12 protein-coding genes are annotated in these 14,681 nt (G+C 39.8%); 4 read left to right on the forward strand and 8 right to left on the reverse strand.

All coding sequences use genetic code 11. The annotated features are described in order from the left end of the window. Nucleotides 1-82: 82 nt before the first annotated feature. Genes JYB62_RS10055 through JYB62_RS10065 form a run of 3 tightly spaced genes read right to left on the reverse strand, consistent with a single transcriptional unit; the run spans nucleotide 83 to nucleotide 4,427 of the window. On the reverse strand, nucleotides 83-1,984 hold the full coding sequence (locus tag JYB62_RS10055; RefSeq protein ID WP_205645245.1) for a pectinesterase family protein: 1,902 nt from the start codon (nucleotides 1,982-1,984) through the stop codon (nucleotides 83-85). A 54-nt stretch (nucleotides 1,985-2,038) separates the two neighbouring features. Further along, nucleotides 2,039-2,797 (reverse strand): rhamnogalacturonan acetylesterase, encoded by a 759-nt coding sequence (locus JYB62_RS10060; RefSeq protein ID WP_205645246.1) that lies wholly within the window; start codon nucleotides 2,795-2,797, stop codon nucleotides 2,039-2,041. Between the two features lies 1 nt (nucleotide 2,798). Then, nucleotides 2,799-4,427 carry a glycoside hydrolase family 28 protein gene (locus JYB62_RS10065; protein WP_243431536.1) on the reverse strand — a complete coding sequence of 543 codons (1,629 nt, stop codon included), beginning with the start codon at nucleotides 4,425-4,427 and terminating at the stop codon, nucleotides 2,799-2,801. 517 nt (nucleotides 4,428-4,944) lie between these two features. Here JYB62_RS10065 and kduI point away from each other — a divergent pair. From kduI to JYB62_RS10085, 4 genes are all read left to right on the forward strand, one after another. Further along, nucleotides 4,945-5,784, forward strand: a complete 840-nt coding sequence (kduI, locus tag JYB62_RS10070) for a 5-dehydro-4-deoxy-D-glucuronate isomerase (protein WP_205645248.1) — start codon at nucleotides 4,945-4,947, stop codon at nucleotides 5,782-5,784. A 2-nt stretch (nucleotides 5,785-5,786) separates the two neighbouring features. Next, the gene (locus tag JYB62_RS10075; protein WP_205645249.1) at nucleotides 5,787-6,575 is read left to right on the forward strand and encodes a gluconate 5-dehydrogenase; all 789 of its coding nucleotides are present in this window, start codon (nucleotides 5,787-5,789) and stop codon (nucleotides 6,573-6,575) included. Nucleotides 6,576-6,625: 50 nt separating this feature from the next. Continuing rightward, nucleotides 6,626-7,642, forward strand: a complete 1,017-nt coding sequence (locus tag JYB62_RS10080; RefSeq protein ID WP_205645250.1) for a LacI family DNA-binding transcriptional regulator — start codon at nucleotides 6,626-6,628, stop codon at nucleotides 7,640-7,642. A gap of 97 nt (nucleotides 7,643-7,739) precedes the next feature. Further along, entirely contained in the window at nucleotides 7,740-9,146 is a 1,407-nt protein-coding gene (locus JYB62_RS10085) for a tagaturonate reductase (RefSeq protein ID WP_205645251.1), read from the forward strand. Here the strand turns inward: JYB62_RS10085 and JYB62_RS10090 are convergent. From JYB62_RS10090 to pheT, 5 genes are all read right to left on the reverse strand, one after another. Further along, nucleotides 9,136-9,936, reverse strand: a complete 801-nt coding sequence (locus tag JYB62_RS10090) for a zinc-dependent peptidase (protein ID WP_243431499.1) — start codon at nucleotides 9,934-9,936, stop codon at nucleotides 9,136-9,138. The genes JYB62_RS10085 and JYB62_RS10090 overlap by 11 nt on opposite strands. Nucleotides 9,937-9,957: 21 nt before the next feature. Beyond that, on the reverse strand, nucleotides 9,958-11,523 hold the full coding sequence (gene rny, locus JYB62_RS10095) for a ribonuclease Y (RefSeq protein WP_205645252.1): 1,566 nt from the start codon (nucleotides 11,521-11,523) through the stop codon (nucleotides 9,958-9,960). A gap of 69 nt (nucleotides 11,524-11,592) precedes the next feature. Next, complete coding sequence (locus JYB62_RS10100) at nucleotides 11,593-11,877, reverse strand: cell division protein ZapA (RefSeq protein WP_205645253.1); 285 nt, start codon at nucleotides 11,875-11,877, stop codon at nucleotides 11,593-11,595. Between the two features lies 1 nt (nucleotide 11,878). Next, nucleotides 11,879-12,163: a hypothetical protein gene (locus JYB62_RS10105; RefSeq protein ID WP_205645254.1), complete on the reverse strand. Its 285-nt coding sequence runs from the start codon at nucleotides 12,161-12,163 to the stop codon at nucleotides 11,879-11,881. A 3-nt stretch (nucleotides 12,164-12,166) separates the two neighbouring features. Next, a complete protein-coding gene (gene pheT / locus JYB62_RS10110) occupies nucleotides 12,167-14,581 on the reverse strand; it encodes a phenylalanine--tRNA ligase subunit beta (protein ID WP_205645255.1) in 2,415 nt (804 codons plus the stop codon). Between the last annotated feature and the right edge of the window lie 100 nt (nucleotides 14,582-14,681).

Consider the following 14,681-nt stretch of genomic DNA (forward strand, 5'->3'; position numbering starts at 1 on the left):
GTGTGGTTATTTTCTTATCAAGTTACTCATCGGAAATGAAAAGTTTGGTAGGAACAAACTTTGAATCCCTACTCAATTTATATTAATAGTTTAAAATCTTGCTTAAAAATTCTTCCATCAAATCGACGGTAGGTTGAAACCAAGGCTCATAAAACCAAAATGGGTGTGGACTTTCAGAAAAAGTGTGAACTTCCGAATAAACTCCGGCAACATTTAACTTTTCGATCAATTCATCCCTCCCTGCATGAAACCTTGGGAATTGGGAATTGATAAATAGCATAGGAACATACTCGGGATGCTTTAAATATAAAGGAGATGCATAGGCCCAAACCTCAGGTTTTTGCTCATAAGTACCACCCAACCATTCTGAGGCAACCTGGCCTTCTGCAGATTCAGGATGATGAAAAGCCAAGACCCCATCCATGTCAATGATTGCTTGAACTTTTGAACTAGCTTCCAAAGCGCTTTCACCCTCGTACTCAAAAGACTTGGTCAGACCTACTAAGGCAGCAATTTGTCCTCCGGCAGAACTTCCGGAAATAGCCACTTTGTTGCTGTCCAGACCAAATTCATTTGCATGCACTTTCAGCCATCGAATCGCCTCTTTCACATCATGAATTCCTGCAGGATATTGCGCTTCGGGCGAAAGCCTATATTCCACCACAGCAGTCACAAATCCTCTTCCCGCCAAAGCCATAGCCATTGGAACCTGAAGTTCTTTTTCTCCAGACTTCCAACCTCCCCCATGCACCATTACTATTCCTGGACTTAACGATTCCATGCTTTTTGGAGCAAAAACATCCATTTGCAGTTTTCGATCTCCCAGGCTTTTGTATACTTGATTTCTTAGCTCCAAGACATCTACATTCCTTGTAGCATATACTGGTTTGATTTGAGGAAAATTCTTAACATCCTTTTTCCAAGCACCCTCCAGGTTGAAAGAACTGTCTTTTGCATAGCCAAACCATCTGTTACCATAATAGTCAGCATCGTGATTACTTCCAGAAAAAATAAGGTCATTGCGATACTGTAGCAATTGATCCTCAGAAAGCTGAAAAGTCCATTCTGCTCTGCCTTCTTTAGTTGACCCTGGACCATAACTCCCATATTCTGCATAAAAAACTGTTTTTTCAGCATGTTCCCTTCCCCAATTATGCCAGCCTTCCGGAAGTATAGACTCAGGCATTTCAGTATTGATAAAAACAGTTTTTGCAAAATCTCTCCATGGCCTTCCCAAGTAAACTTTAGAAATATCCGCTGCTGAGGTAATCCTACAATTTTTGAATACATAACCATAATCTACCCAAGCTGGTGTGGAAGCCGCTGTGATATAGGAGTTAGATTTTGCGTGAATTTCACAATTTTCAAACACGGCAGTAGCCGATCCAAAAATAAAATCTACCGTCCCCTCGATATAACAATTCTTATAAAGCTGTCGGGCATTTTCACCTGAGGCAAACATAGTGTCCTGATTGCCTAAAAAACGACAATTTTCAAAAACCAAGCGATCTCCCTCCGCATGTAAGGCTACAGCTTGACCTACTTGCCCAGCCCTGTTTTGAATCGTTAGATTTTTAAAAGTAAGGGAGTTTCCAAGTACCTTGAGCGTATAGGTTTCGAAGGTTCCCATATTATCCTTTGCTGCAAAATCATCATAAGTGATGATGGTGTTTTCAGGATTTTCGCCAACAAAATTCACGTTCGTCACAGGCCCGTGGATGACTAATTTCTCCTTATAAATACCTGGCCTAATGTACACTGTCAAAGGTTTTGGCAAGTAAACACGGATCGCATCCAATGCTTCGCCTATAGTCTTAAAATGACCAGTCCCATCTTGGGCCACCACAATATCATGCTCTATTTTTCCTTTTAACTCTTCCGAATCCAAAGGTTTGGGATCCACCCATTCTCCTTGGGAAAATGATGGCTGAATTAAGGTGGCGCTCAAAAGCAGAATGAAAAACTGAATTCGAATAAAATTCATAAGAACGTATTTTGGGCAAATTTGTAATAGGGCAAAGACCTTTTCCTCAACAACTCAGTCTTTTAAAAACTTAACTAGCTCAGGAAGCTCTCTCTTTAATTCTTCCACCGCTAAATCGCTTACCTTGAAAGCTCCTGATGGAGACAAATGAGTATTATCTTCTTTTCCTTCTGGAAAAACCGAATAATCACCAGGTCGGTAATGAAGGAATAATTCCTTGGATTTTTCTACTCCAAATTGATTGAGGAGCAAGACTGTTTTTGCATGCAAATCAAACAAAGGCACTTCATATTCCTCTGACACCTCTCTTACTACTTCCGAATATCTTCCATGAGTATCAATCAAGACGCCATTTTCATCGAAGCTTCTTCTCGAAATAGGAGTCGCCAAAATGGGATTACCTCCTTTGCCTCTGACATCCTTAATGAATCGAATTAAATTATCCCGATAGGTAGAATCCGCAAAAGCATAGCGATCCTTGGAATTTATTTTCTGATCATTATGACCAAATTCAATGATCACATAATCTCCTTCCTGCAATCTTTCCATCACCACATCCCACCTGCCTTCATCCCTAAAACTTTTGGTACTTCTTCCGTTCTTGGCGTGATTTTCAAAGCGAATCCCCTCTTTGAAATACAAAGGAAATACCTGTCCCCAACCCTTTTCAGGATTACTTCCAGCATATGGCTTATCAGCCATGGTCGAGTCTCCAACCATAAAAAAAGTAATCTCCTTCTCTGATACTTTATCACCAAAAATCACAGCAACACCTAAGAAGAATAGAGAAAGTAGGATCACAAATAACTTCATCCTATTTCAATTTTACAGCAGAGGCTGGTAGATCATTTCCTTTTGAAATCTGATCGGGACTTGAAAAATCTGCCCGATCTAATTCAATTTGATCAGAATTCCCTAAGATGCGAATGGCTGGTTTTCCATTTTTCTCAAATTCAAAACCACTAACAGTGACTCCTTGGCTATTGTAGATTGTCAGTGGTACTTCATCAGTACCCAAGACACGTACATTGATCAACTCTAGACCTGCCGCATCAATGGCCGTAATTCCTTTTTTGGCTTCCAAAACAGCATTTTCCAATCTCACGTTTTCAAGCTTCATCTCAGGCAAACCCATAAAGAAAGCAGCTGTTTCAGAATTGGTCACATGGATATTTTTCATGCTGATATTTCTGAAAATAGGCGTTTCCTCAGTAACCGGCATCTTCTTCTCTTCTCTCGCCTCATCTTCTTCGCTTTGGTCTTCCTCGATTATTGGGCTATTCCCAGTATAAAACATATTAAACCCGATCGCTTCTGTTGGGATACCAATCATATCCACATTGGAAATCCAGATATTTTCTACCACTCCGCCACGTCCACGTGTACTTTTGAATCTCAGTCCTATGTCTGTGCCGATAAAAGTGCAGTTGGAAACATGAACATTTTTCACTCCACTGGACATTTCACTTCCCACTGTCACTCCTCCATGTCCGTGATAAACGATATTATTTTTAATGATCACATTCTCTGTAGGGATCGCTCGGTCTCGACCATCTTTGTCTTTACCGGATTTGATGCAAATGGCATCGTCTCCAACATCAAAGGTATTGTTATAGATCAGTACATTTTTACAAGATTCCAAGTCCAAGCCATCTCCATTTTGAGAATACCAAGGGTTTCGGACATTCAGGTTACGAATAATCACATCCTCACTCATCAAAGGATGAATGTTCCATGCTGGAGAATTCTGAAAAGTAGGGCCATCCAATAAAACCCTTTTACTTTCCCTAATACTGATCATCACTGGACGGAGAAAATCTTTCATTTTTTCCAATTCCTTAAGATCAGTAATATCCGGCACATTGAAGCTGCTGCTGGCATTGTATCCATCTAAAAAAGACTGAGAAGGAAACCAATTTGATCCCTCCACAATCCCCCCTGATTTCACTAAGTTATTCCATTGGCTCTCCGTCATTTTACCTCGCTTCACAAATCTCCAAGCATCTCCGCTTCCATCTATTGTGCCTTTTCCGGTAATTGCAATATTTTCTACCTTATAAGCATTGATGGGTGAAATACATCTAACGGTATTCAGACCTTCAAAACTGGTTTCCACCAATGGATAATCATCCTTATCCTCACTAAAAATAATTAAGGCTCCATCTTCCAAATGCAGATTGATGTTGCTCAATAAGGTAATAGGGCCAGTCAACCAAATCCCCCTAGGTACAATCACTTTTCCTCCTCCCAATCTTGCCACTTCTTCTATAGCAGTTTTGAAGGCATCTGAGTTTTTGGTCAAACCGTCTCCGACCGCTCCAAACTCCACAATGCTTTTCTTCAAATCCGGAAAACTGGTTTCTTTTACTTTAGGCATCTCAAACTCCACTCCTACATAGATCGATTGAATGGACTCCTGGGCAATTAATTCACTTCCGATCATCAGGTGCAGAAGGATCTGAAAGCAAGCAAATTTTAATGGCTTCATATTTTGGGTCTTGATTTTTCTTTTTTTCTAATTCTTGAATTTTTTTGAATCAAAAAACTAAAAGCATAACATCCCAGATTACTTTTTCTGCTTTGAAACTTTATATTTTAAAACAATTCAGAAAAAATGACTGTTGGAGTATTCTCACGCAGGCACATGGCTTTTCATCAAAAACCTGGATCTACAAAATCTTAGAGAAAGCCCCTTTTTAATCCTTTAAATATAAACTCCTAATTATCAATTATTTACAAACATGATTCGGTTAATAGCCATGATAAATCATCATTTGAGCAATCGATTGCATATTATAAACTTTTGATTGGATTTAAAAATCAAAAATTAATTAATCACATAGAAGCGCATTAAATCAATAAGTTATGCAAGCTATTCAACCAATCTACAAAAGTTATTTCACCGAAAAAATCTAAGATTAATTGATTATATTGTGCAAACGATTACATTAATTATCTAAATGAATACTGAAATAACCACTCGATATTCTTCGCACCCAGAGGATTTTAAAACCTATCCAACTTCAGAAATCAGAGATAAATATTTAATCGTAGATTTATTCAAGGTCGATAAAATCTCAGGAGTTTACACCATGGAAGATCGCCTAATTGTGGGAGGTATTCACCCGGTTCATTCCCCTATCCAATTAGAAGCAGTAGATCAATTAAAAGCAGAAAATTTCCTGGATCGAAGAGAAATAGGGATTATAAATGTTGGTACAAAGACCAAAATTGATATAGACGGCGAGTCTGTAGAACTGGATCATAAAGAAGCTTTATACATTGGAAAAGGAGTGAAAGAAGTTATTTTTCACCCTTCCCCAACGGGTGAGACTTATCTGTACTTTAATTCTGCTCCTGCCCATCAAGAGTTCCCAACTCGGAAAATCACCAGAAAAGATGCTGAGGTCGTGACCCTAGGCTCCCTTGAAAATTCCAATCATCGTACGATTTATAAACTGTTGGTAAATTCAGTTCTGGAAACCTGTCAACTTCAAATGGGAATGACAGAATTAAAGCCTGGATCAGTTTGGAATACCATGCCTGCACATACCCATGACAGAAGAATGGAAGCCTACTTCTATTTTGACCTAAGTGAGGAGAATGTAGTATCTCATTTTATGGGGCAAGCAGACGAGACAAGGCATATTTGGTTAAAGAATCATCATGCGATCATTTCACCACCATGGTCAATCCATAGTGGCGCGGGAACTTCCAATTATTCCTTTATCTGGGGGATGGCCGGAGAAAACATGGATTACACAGATATGGATGGAATCAAACCTGTGGATTTAAGATAAGTATGAAACCCAATTTTGATTTAAAAGGAAAAACAGCACTAGTTACTGGAGCCACCCACGGATTGGGAATGGCCATGGCTAAGGCATTGGCACTTAGCGGAGCAAATTTGGTAGTCAATGGCCACACCCCTTCAAAAATGGAAGCTGCCATTGAAAAGTATACAAATGCTGGCATTCGAGTTCATCCTTACCTTTTCAATGTATCCGATGAAATCGCTGTGAATAATTCTATTTCAAAAATAGAATCAGAAGTGGGGCCTATAGACATTTTAATCAATAATGCAGGGTTGATTCAACGAACACCTGCCTTGGAAATGAATCCCGGTGACTTTAGAAAAATCATTGATATTGATTTAGTCTCCCCATTCATCGTTTCCCAAAGAGTAGCAAAATCAATGGTCAAAAGAAAAGAAGGAGGGAAAATCATCAACATTTGTTCGATGATGAGTGAATTGGGTCGAGATACGGTAAGTGCCTATGCTGCAGCAAAAGGCGGTTTAAAGATGCTTACACGTAACCTAGCTACCGAATGGGCAAAATATGACATTCAAGTCAATGGGATTGGACCAGGCTATTTTGCAACGGAACAAACAGCCCCCATTAGAGTCAACGGACATCCTTTCAACGATTTTATTATTGATAGAACACCTGCGGGAAGATGGGGAAATCCTGAAGATCTCGGAGGTGTTGCAGTCTTCTTGGCTAGTGAAGCCAGCAATTTCATCAATGGTCAGGTCATTTATGTTGATGGAGGTATCTTGGCAACAATTGGAAAACCTCATGAAGAATAACCTATCATTTACTATATCAAGAATCAATAAACCCAAAAACCAGAGTTGTAATGAAAAAACAAAAAGCAACGATTCATGATATTGCTGAGAAACTTAACATAACAGCCAGTACTGTATCAAGAGCCCTTAATAATCACCCTAGAATATCTGAGGCTACCAAGAAGAAAGTTCTAAAGGTAGCAAAGCAACTCAATTATCAACCCAATCACATTGCATCCGCACTGAGGAGTGGTAGAAGCAGGCTGATTGGGGTGATCGTACCTACAGCCAACCGGAATTTCTTCTCCTCGGTCATTCGAGGAATTGAAGAAATTGCGAATAATCTGGATTATAAAATTGTGATCTCCCAATCCTACGATGAGTTTGAAAAGGAGGCACAAACAGTAGAAACTTTACTGAACGCAAGAGTAGATGGCGTCATTGCTTCCATTGGCAAGGCCACGGAAAATTTTGAACACTTCGAAAAAATCATTCAAAAAGGAATCCCATTGGTACTTTTCGATCGGGTGTCTAATGATTTGGAGGTGAGTCAGGTAGTCATAGATGATTTTTTGGGAGCCTATCAAACGGTAGAACACTTGATAAAAAATGGTGCTCGAAGGATCGTTCATTTTACCAGCTCACAAAGAATCAATATCTACAAAGAAAGGAAAAGAGGATATGAAGAAGCTCTAAAGGACAATGGAATAGAACTTGATCCTGATTTGATAATAAATAGCAAAATGCAATTGGAAGACGGGAGGCAAATGACAGAGGAGCTGCTTAAAAAAGGAGTCCAATTTGACGCGATCTTTTCATCCTCCGATTATTCAGTCATGGGCGCTATGCAGGTCTTGAAAGAACATGGCTTGAAAATACCCCAAGATGTAAAATTAGCGGGTTTTGGAAATGAACCTTTTACTTCCTTTACTGAACCTGCAATTACTACAGTAGATCAAAAAAGTATTCCAATGGGGAAAATTACTGCAGAAACTTTTTTCGAATTATTGAATAATGACAAACCAAACTCCTTGGCAAAAAGGACCATCTTGAAACCAGAATTGATTATCCGAGGATCTTCTTCTTAACTATTACACTATATATCCAACAGGATAGAACGATAACCCCCTATTCGTAACTTACATTTTACAAATTTTTCCACTTCTCCGAAATCTATTAATACCCATGAAAAAACTTTCAAAATTAGAAATCAACCCCAAAGAAAGACCCGTAAAAATTCTCCAATATGGAAATGGAAACTTTCTCAGGGGCTTTACAGATTTCATGGTAGACGAGGCAAATAAGAAAGGAGTTTTTGATGGAAACATACAGGTGGTTCAAGTACATTCTCCAGTAGCCGACCCCAAAATGATTGCACAAGACTGTTTATTTCATGTCGTCATACGCGGGTTAAAAGATGGAAAAAAGGTAGATGAAGTAAAATTAATCACGTCCATCTCTGGAATCAGTAATCCGAATGAGGACTACAAATCCTATCTCCAATTAGGAGAAAACCCGGATTTACGCTTTATCATTTCAAACACCACCGAGGCAGGAATCCTGTTTGATCCTTACGATGTAGATCCTAGCAAAATTCCAGACTCTTTCCCTGCCAAGGTTGCTGCGCTGTTATACCACAGATTTGAACACTTTAAAGGAGATCCAGACAAGGGTTTGATCTTTATTCCATGTGAACTGATAGAGAACAATGGCGCTAGCCTTAAGGAATGCATTGATCGGTATGCTACACTTTGGAAGCTTCCAAATGATTTTACTGAATGGCTATTCTCTTCTTGCATTTTTTGCAATACGCTGGTGGACAGAATAGTGCCAGGCTTCCCAAAAGACGACATTGACGAAATCCAGAATAAAACAGGATTTAAAGATCAACTAACTGTAATGGCTGAACCATTTCATCTTTGGGTAATTGAAGGCCCTGATCAGGTGAAACAGGAGTTCCCCCTGCACTTGGCTGGTCTCGATGTGAAATATGTCAAGGATTTGACCCCTTACCGAACCAGAAAAGTCAGAATCTTAAATGGCGGACACAGCTCCATGGTTCCGTTTGCATACCTATCGGGAATCAGAACGGTACGTGAGGCAGTAAATGATCCGGCAATGGGCCAATTCATAAAAAATGTAGTATTCAATGAAATCATTCCTTCCTTGGATATGCCTAAAGAGGAATTAGAGCAATTTGCCAATGATGTATTGGAACGATTTGCAAATCCTTTTATCCACCATGAGCTTATTTCAATCGCTCTAAATTCCATCTCAAAATTTAAAGTAAGAGTACTCCCCTCATTATTGGAATATCATGAAAAGCACAAAACTTGGCCTCCCTTGCTAGTAAAATCTCTGGCCGCCTTGCTGGTATTTTATAGGGGAAAAACCCTAGATGGAGAAACCATACCATTGAAAGATGATCCCAGCATTTTAGAGGCATTCAAGTCCGCATGGGAACTTCCCTCCACTGAACAGACCATTTCAAAACTACTTTCTTACGAAGAGTTTTGGGGGCAAACCCTCAATGAATTGAAAGGCTTACCAGAACTTGTAGTAAAGGAATCTAAGGCGCTTCTTACTTCATAATCCAAACCCGGGGATCTTGCCTCAACAAGCGGACAATAGCTCCATATAAATCTGGATTATAGCTGAAAAATTCATGTGGCCTTTCAAAGAAATTCTCAATGGCTACCGCAAAGAATTCATGCTCATTGACTCCCCCCTCTTTCCTGAAAAATGAGGAGGAATCTGTAGCAAGGATTTTAAGCTCCTTTTCAGCTAATTGGGAATATTCAAGATAGGTTTCTGGATTAAAGAAGTCGCTTTCCCCATTACTTTTTATCAAATTTTCAAGTTTTAAGGCGTGGGCGATTTCATGAATCCCCAAATTCACCCCATCCTTTTCATCAGCCATACCTTCAAGGAAACTACTCCAAGAAACGACAATGACACCCAATTTAGGATTCACCTCTCCTTTGTGATAACTCTTGGAAATCGAGCTATAATACACATTGGGATAAATTAATATTCTTTTGAACTGAGGTAGTCTAATTTTCTTCCAGCCAAAAGTTACCATGACAATAGTAGCTCCAATCAAAAGCTCCATTTCCTGACTAACCATATGGATACCTCCCCTGCCTATAAATTCTTTGGTGGTAAGTATCACCTCTAATTTTTCACAAAACTCCTTTTTATGGATAGTAGAAAGCCTTGAATAATAAGGGAATTTACTTTCTAGGATAAAAAGATCAGATGCTTCCAACTTGCGTTTAAAAAAGCTTGTTCTTAAATCCTCGAAAAAACGAATAGTACTACTTAATTTATAGGCAATCATAATCTTAAAAAAAAACGGCAGATACCCAAAGGTAACTGCCATATCATATTTTAGCAACAGTTATTACCTTGCGTAATTCACTGCTCTCATTTCCCTGATCACTGTGATTTTGATCTGTCCAGGATATTGCATTTCCTTCTCTATCTTTTGTGAAATATCAAAAGATAGTTTGCCAGCTGTAGAATCATCCACATTATCGGCATCCACCAACACGCGAAGTTCTCTTCCTGCCTGCATTGCAAAACACTTATTTACCCCATCAAAACTCAAGGCAAGCTCTTCCAAATCTTTTAGACGCTTGATATAGCTATCCATTACTTCACGTCTTGCTCCAGGTCTCGCACCGGAAATAGCATCCGAAGCTTGAACGATTGGAGAGATCATAGAAGTCATCTCAATCTCATCGTGGTGTGCACCTATCGCATTGCAAACCTCAGGATGTTCCTTGTATCTTTTGGCGATTTCCATCCCCAAAACTGCGTGAGGAAGTTCTTGTTCTTCAGGCCATACTTTTCCAATATCATGAAGTAAACCTGCTCGCTTGGCCAGCTTGGCATTGAGCCCCATTTCCGCTGCCATGGTAGCAGATAACTTCGCCACTTCTCTAGAGTGCTGAAGCAAGTTCTGCCCATAGGAGGAACGGAATCTCATTCTTCCGACCATCTTGATCAACTCAGGGTGAAGACCATGCACTCCAAGATCGATACATGTTCTTTCTCCGATTTCAACAATTTCTTCTTCGATGTTTTTCTCAGTCTTAGCAACGACCTCTTCAATTCTTGCTGGGTGGATTCTTCCATCCTGAACCAATCTATGAAGAGACAATCTCGCTACCTCTCTTCTTACCGGATCAAAGCCTGAAATAATGATCGCTTCTGGAGTGTCGTCTACGACAATTTCCACGCCGGTAGCAGATTCCAGTGCACGGATATTTCTACCTTCTCTCCCAATAATCTTACCTTTGATATCATCACTTTCGATATTGAAAACGGATACACAGTTTTCTACCGCATGTTCAGTAGCAGTTCTTTGGATGGTATCCAAAACAATCTTTTTGGCTTGTTTGGTAGCTGACAATTTCGCCTCGTCCAGGATATCCTTGATCTGAGAAGATGCCTTGGTCTGCGCCTCTTCGGTCAGCATGGTTACCAGTTGCTCACGAGCTTCCTCACGAGTCAAAGCTGCCACTTTTTCCAAGTCTGCGATTCGTTGATTAGTTACTTTTTCTAACTCCTCTTTCTTCACTTTCACCGCATGAAGCTGAGCATTCAAATTCTCTTTTTTGCTATCCAGTTCAGCTTCTTTTCTTTTTAATTGCTCCAATTCCTTGGATACTTGTTGCTCTCTTTGCTTGACCTTATTCTCATTGGAAATAATAATATTCTTCTTATTATTTACCTCTTCATCAAACTCAGATTTGAGCTTCAAATACTTTTCTTTGGCTTCAAGAATTCTATCCTTCTTAATGGCTTCGGCATTGATCTCTGCCTCTCTGAGCATGGATTTAACGCGCTCTTTAGTCTCCTCTTCGAGTTTTTGGTTTTTATTTTTAATCAATAAACCCGCTATCGCGGCTCCCGCACCAAGCCCTACCAGGGCGGCTAGGATTATGTATAATATATCTCCCATAGGTTATTTATATATGAAATTCACCTGCGGAGAATCTGAAAATTCCTGAAATAAGTGGGCAACAAATATTTACAAGGCTTTGGTCAGCAAAGCATTCAAATGGGATAAACTCCTGCGAATATGTTCACTATCTTCTGCATTCACTTCATTGGTTTCCAATGACTCTACCATGCAGTCAAAAGCTACCATGGCTAGCAAATCCTGATTATCATCCAATCCAAACTCCTCCTTGTACCTTTTCAATTTTTCATTTATCAACTTGCCTGCATGCCTAATCTTGGCTTCATCCTCGATTTTGACGCGCATAGGATACTCTCTATCCCCAATTTTTACTTTTATGGCAAGTGTCTCCATATCACTCGGATAAGTAGGCGATTAAATGATCGATTTCTTGTATATAATTATTGATTAATTCACTCATTTCGGTGGAATCTCCTGAATTCACCGGTCGGCTATCCACAATGTTACTAATTTTAATCTTATTTTTAAAATATTCGATTTCCTGCTCTTTTCGACTCAATTCTGACTCCATTTTGGTCATTTTTGACCTCAATTGCTCATTTTCTTCAGTTAAATGAATCAATTTCTTACTGGCTTGATGCACCAGTTTTTCCAATTTTTGCAGTTCGTCGTGGATCATTTTCTAAGTACGGATCAATGCACCTACTTCTTTTTCAAAGGCTTGAATCAATTTACTCATTGTTTTATCAATTACCTTATCAGTCAGGGTATTTTCCTGATCTTGTAGATGAAAACTCAATGCGTATGCCTTTTTACCCGCATCGATTTTATCACCTTGGTACACATCAAAAACGCCAATTCTTCTTAATAATTTTCCTCCGAACTTAATTCCTACGGATTTTACTTGATCAAAGGTTACCGATTTATCAATTACCAAAGACAAGTCTCTTCGGACTTCCGGGAATTTTGAGATCTCCTGGTACTTTTTGAGACCACTCGCCTTCTTGCACAACAAGTCCCAATCCAACTCTGCGAAGAACACTTCCTGTCTTACTTCTGCTAGCTTCAGAATTTTGTCATCCAACAGTCCAATGGTACCAATCTCTTTTTGTCCCAGCATCAATTTCAGTCCATAAGCGTAAGGAGCTGATTCCACCATGGAAACATCCCCAACGCTGATGTTCAGTTTTTCAAGGATTTTCTCTACTGTGGAATAAAGATCTGAAAAGCCAAAAGGCTTGGTCGGCTCCAGCCAACTCTCTGAGGATTTATTTCCAGAAAGGAAGATGGATAATTTCCTTCCTTCCTGATATCCCTCTTCTGTTTTATGGTAAACCGTTCCAAATTCAAAAGTTTTTAAATCAGTCTGTCTTCTATTGATATTTCTAGCCAAGACCTCCAAACCAGTAAAGAGCAATGTTTGCCTCATTACCCCTAAATCCTCACTTAACTTGTTGTAGATTTCTACACTTTTGGAAGCATCCAAAAACCCAGACTTCTCGGCATACCCTGGCTTTGTCAAACTATTGGTAATCATTTCAAAATACCCTTGAGATGAGAGAATCTCAGTCATTCGGTATTGAAGTTTATTCAAATCCTTGACGGGATGCTCAGCCAGGTATTCCGTTTTTAAATTTTCGGACAACAAGACCTGATGGAAGCCATGAATTCTTAAGATTTCTTCAATGATATCCGCTTCACGCGTCACATCTACACGGTAAGGCTTTGCAATGGCCGTGAAACCGGTCTCTGTTTCATTCTCTACCTTTATTTCCAGGCTTTCCAAAATAGACCTTACTTCAGATGGTTCAATCTTTTTACCGATCAAACGATTGACATGTCCATACTCCACTTCAATCACAAAATCCTGAATAGGATTAGGATATAGATCAATAATCTCGGAGGCTACTTTGCCTCCTGCTAATTCCTGAAGTAGTTTCACCGCCTGCTTCAACGCATAAACCGGCATATTAGGATCAGTCCCTCTTTCAAACCTGAAAGAAGCATCCGTTTTCAAACCATGGAACTGGCTTCCTTTTCGAACCACATCGGGAGAGAAATAGGCAGACTCCAAGAAAATTGAAGTAGTAGTGTCAGAAACACCCGAACCTTCTCCTCCAAAAATCCCTGCAATACATAAGCCTCCTTTAGGATCCTTGATCATCAACTCCTCACCAGAGAGCTTTCGCTCTTTCTCATCCAAGGTGGTAAACTTGGTGTCTTTTGGAAGTTTGCCTACGATGATTTCACCTTGATCAATTTTCTCCGCATCAAATGCATGCAGCGGTTGACCCAAATCATGCAAAATGAAATTGGTAATATCTACCACGTTATTGATTGGTTCCAAATCAAGGGATTTCAGGAAATCCTGAAGCCATTGCGGAGATGGACCTACTTTTAAATCTGTAATCACCACTCCCGCATAGCGAGGGCAATCTTCATAGTTTTCTACTTTAACCGAAATCTTTGGACCTGAAGCTTCTACAGTTAGCTCAGACTCTTCTGGCAACTGGATTTTCTGCCCCAACAAAGCCTGAAGATCTCTTGCTACCCCTAAATGGGAAGCTGCATCTGCTCTATTTGGTGTCAGCCCAATTTCGAGCACTTGATCCTGCGAGATTTCCAAGTATTCAGATGCTGGAGTTCCATTAGCCAATGACGTTTCCAACACCATGATGCCTGCATGACTGGTACCAATTCCCAATTCATCTTCTGCACAAATCATCCCTTCAGATACCTGTCCTCTGATTTTTGCTTTTCTAAGGGTCAATGGATCCCCAGAAGTGGGGTAAATGGTGGCACCTACTTTGGCTACCAGTACTTTTTGACCTTGGGCCACATTGGGTGCTCCACAAACGATTTGTACCGGATTATCTTCCCCAATATCCACCGTAGTCAAGCTCAACTTGTCCGCATCGGGATGCTTTTCACAGGTGAGGACTTCTCCGATCACTACACCTTCTAAAGCTCCTTTGATGGACTCAAATTCTTCCAGACCTTCCACCTCAAGCCCTGACCTGGTCAACAAAGCCGAAATTTCTTCCGGACTTTCTGTTAGCTGGAGGTAATGCTTAAGTCTATTTATTGAAATTTTCATTGATTTAAAGCAATTGCTAACGAATCAAAGATTCGTTTGGATAAACAAAAAGGGTTCGAAAACCCCAAATTGATTAGAATAAGGTACAAATTTAAGAGAA

Origin of the sequence: Algoriphagus lutimaris (genome assembly GCF_017051705.1) — a bacterium.
Classification (GTDB): Bacteria; Bacteroidota; Bacteroidia; order Cytophagales; family Cyclobacteriaceae; genus Algoriphagus; species Algoriphagus lutimaris.